The following is a 3,374-nucleotide window of genomic DNA, read 5'->3' as shown; positions in this document are numbered from 1 at the left end:
ATTTGATGCCTGGCAGTTCCCTACTCTCGCATGGGGAGACCCCACACTACCATCGGCGCTACGGCGTTTCACTTCTGAGTTCGGCATGGGGTCAGGTGGGACCACCGCGCTACGGCCGCCAGGCAAATTCTGTTTATTGACCGTCATGCTCGCACACAACCATCAATCTAATCCTGAACTAAGCTGAAAATCTTTCGTCTCTAAAACACCTTCGGTGTTGTAAGGTTAAGCCTCACGGATCATTAGTACTGGTTAGCTCAACGTATCGCTACGCTTACACACCCAGCCTATCAACGTCGTAGTCTTCAACGTTCCTTCAGGACCCTTAAAGGGTCAGGGAGAACTCATCTCGGGGCAAGTTTCGCGCTTAGATGCTTTCAGCGCTTATCTTTTCCGCATTTAGCTACCGGGCAATGCCATTGGCATGACAACCCGAACACCAGTGATGCGTCCACTCCGGTCCTCTCGTACTAGGAGCAGCCCCCCTCAATTCTCCAGCGCCCACGGCAGATAGGGACCGAACTGTCTCACGACGTTCTAAACCCAGCTCGCGTACCACTTTAAATGGCGAACAGCCATACCCTTGGGACCTACTTCAGCCCCAGGATGTGATGAGCCGACATCGAGGTGCCAAACACCGCCGTCGATATGAACTCTTGGGCGGTATCAGCCTGTTATCCCCGGAGTACCTTTTATCCGTTGAGCGATGGCCCTTCCATTCAGAACCACCGGATCACTAAGACCTGCTTTCGCACCTGCTCGAGCCGTCACTCTCGCAGTCAAGCTAGCTTATGCCTTTGCACTAACCTCACGATGTCCGACCGTGATTAGCTAACCTTCGTGCTCCTCCGTTACGCTTTAGGAGGAGACCGCCCCAGTCAAACTACCCACCAGACACTGTCCGCAACCCGGATCACGGGTCTACGTTAGAACATCAAACATTAAAGGGTGGTATTTCAAGGTTGGCTCCACGCAGACTGGCGTCCACGCTTCAAAGCCTCCCACCTATCCTACACATCAAGGCTCAATGTTCAGTGTCAAGCTATAGTAAAGGTTCACGGGGTCTTTCCGTCTTGCCGCGGGTACACTGCATCTTCACAGCGATTTCAATTTCACTGAGTCTCGGGTGGAGACAGCCTGGCCATCATTACGCCATTCGTGCAGGTCGGAACTTACCCGACAAGGAATTTCGCTACCTTAGGACCGTTATAGTTACGGCCGCCGTTTACCGGGGCTTCGATCAAGAGCTTCTCCTTGCGGATAACCCCATCAATTAACCTTCCGGCACCGGGCAGGCGTCACACCGTATACGTCCACTTTCGTGTTTGCACAGTGCTGTGTTTTTAATAAACAGTTGCAGCCAGCTGGTATCTTCGACTGCCTTCAGCTCCACCCGCAAGGGGTTTCACCTACCGACAGCGTGCCTTCTCCCGAAGTTACGGCACCATTTTGCCTAGTTCCTTCACCCGAGTTCTCTCAAGCGCCTTGGTATTCTCTACCTGACCACCTGTGTCGGTTTGGGGTACGATTCAATGTTACCTGATGCTTAGAGGCTTTTCCTGGAAGCAGGGCATTTGTTACTTCAGCACCGTAGTGCCTCGTCATCACACCTCAGCGTTTAATAAGCGTCCGGATTTACCTAAACGCTCCGCCTACATGCTTAAACCGGGACAACCGTCGCCCGGCTAACATAGCCTTCTCCGTCCCCCCTTCGCAGTAACACCGAGTACAGGAATATTAACCTGTTTCCCATCGACTACGCCTTTCGGCCTCGCCTTAGGGGTCGACTCACCCTGCCCCGATTAACGTTGGACAGGAACCCTTGGTCTTCCGGCGAGCGGGCTTTTCACCCGCTTTATCGTTACTTATGTCAGCATTCGCACTTCTGATACCTCCAGCAAACCTCACAGTTCACCTTCGACGGCTTACAGAACGCTCCCCTACCCAACAACACATAGTGTCGCTGCCGCAGCTTCGGTGCATGGTTTAGCCCCGTTACATCTTCCGCGCAGGCCGACTCGACCAGTGAGCTATTACGCTTTCTTTAAATGATGGCTGCTTCTAAGCCAACATCCTGGCTGTCTGTGCCTTCCCACATCGTTTCCCACTTAACCATGACTTTGGGACCTTAGCTGGCGGTCTGGGTTGTTTCCCTCTTCACGACGGACGTTAGCACCCGCCGTGTGTCTCCCGTGATAACATTCTTCGGTATTCGTAGTTTGCATCGGGTTGGTAAGCCGGGATGGCCCCCTAGCCGAAACAGTGCTCTACCCCCGAAGATGAGTTCACGAGGCGCTACCTAAATAGCTTTCGGGGAGAACCAGCTATCTCCCGGTTTGATTGGCCTTTCACCCCCAGCCACAAGTCATCCGCTAATTTTTCAACATTAGTCGGTTCGGTCCTCCAGTTAGTGTTACCCAACCTTCAACCTGCCCATGGCTAGATCACCGGGTTTCGGGTCTATACCCTGCAACTTAACGCCCAGTTAAGACTCGGTTTCCCTGCGGCTCCCCTATACGGTTAACCTTGCTACAGAATATAAGTCGCTGACCCATTATACAAAAGGTACGCAGTCACCCCATAAAGAGGCTCCCACTGCTTGTACGTACACGGTTTCAGGTTCTTTTTCACTCCCCTCGCCGGGGTTCTTTTCGCCTTTCCCTCACGGTACTGGTTCACTATCGGTCAGTCAGGAGTATTTAGCCTTGGAGGATGGTCCCCCCATATTCAGACAGGATACCACGTGTCCCGCCCTACTCTTCGAACTCACAGTATGTGCATTTTAGTGTACGGGAGTATCACCCTGTACCCTGCGACTTTCCAGACGCTTCCACTAACACACAAACTGATTCAGGTTCTGGGCTGCTCCCCGTTCGCTCGCCGCTACTGGGGGAATCTCGGTTGATTTCTTTTCCTCGGGGTACTTAGATGTTTCAGTTCCCCCGGTTCGCTTCATTACGCTATGTATTCACGTAATGATAGTGTGACGAATCACACTGGGTTTCCCCATTCGGAAATCGCCGGCTATAACGGTTCATATCACCTTACCGACGCTTATCGCAGATTAGCACGTCCTTCATCGCCTCTGACTGCCAGGGCATCCACCGTGTACGCTTAGTCGCTTAACCTCACAACCCGAAGGTGTCTCGTAAGACACAATCGCTGTTGTGAAAATTTGAGAGACTCGAACATGTCTTAACCCCATTCCTTATTACGGAGGAATGAGACGACATGTCGTTTCAATTTTCAGCTTGTTCCGGATTGTTAAAGAGCAAATATCTCAAACATGACTCTTTCAAGTCAGCTTTGAGATAGTTCGGCACGCAACTTTCACTTACATACCAGCAAGTGGCGTCCCCTAGGGGATTCGAACC

General features: G+C 52.1%; 2 rRNA genes. Both read right to left on the bottom strand.

Annotated features, from left to right (window positions below):
* Positions 1–7: 7 nt before the first annotated feature.
* Positions 8–123, bottom strand: a 5S ribosomal RNA gene (gene rrf, locus ACR6JA_RS21665).
* A 98-nt stretch (positions 124–221) separates the two neighbouring features.
* Positions 222–3,128 (bottom strand): 23S ribosomal RNA (locus tag ACR6JA_RS21660).
* Positions 3,129–3,374: the final 246 nt, after the last annotated feature.

It is taken from the genome of Cedecea sp. B1(4) (assembly GCF_059414925.1).
The sequence above is the reverse complement of the archived record's forward strand: the minus strand, read 5'-3'. Positions and strand labels throughout refer to the sequence as shown.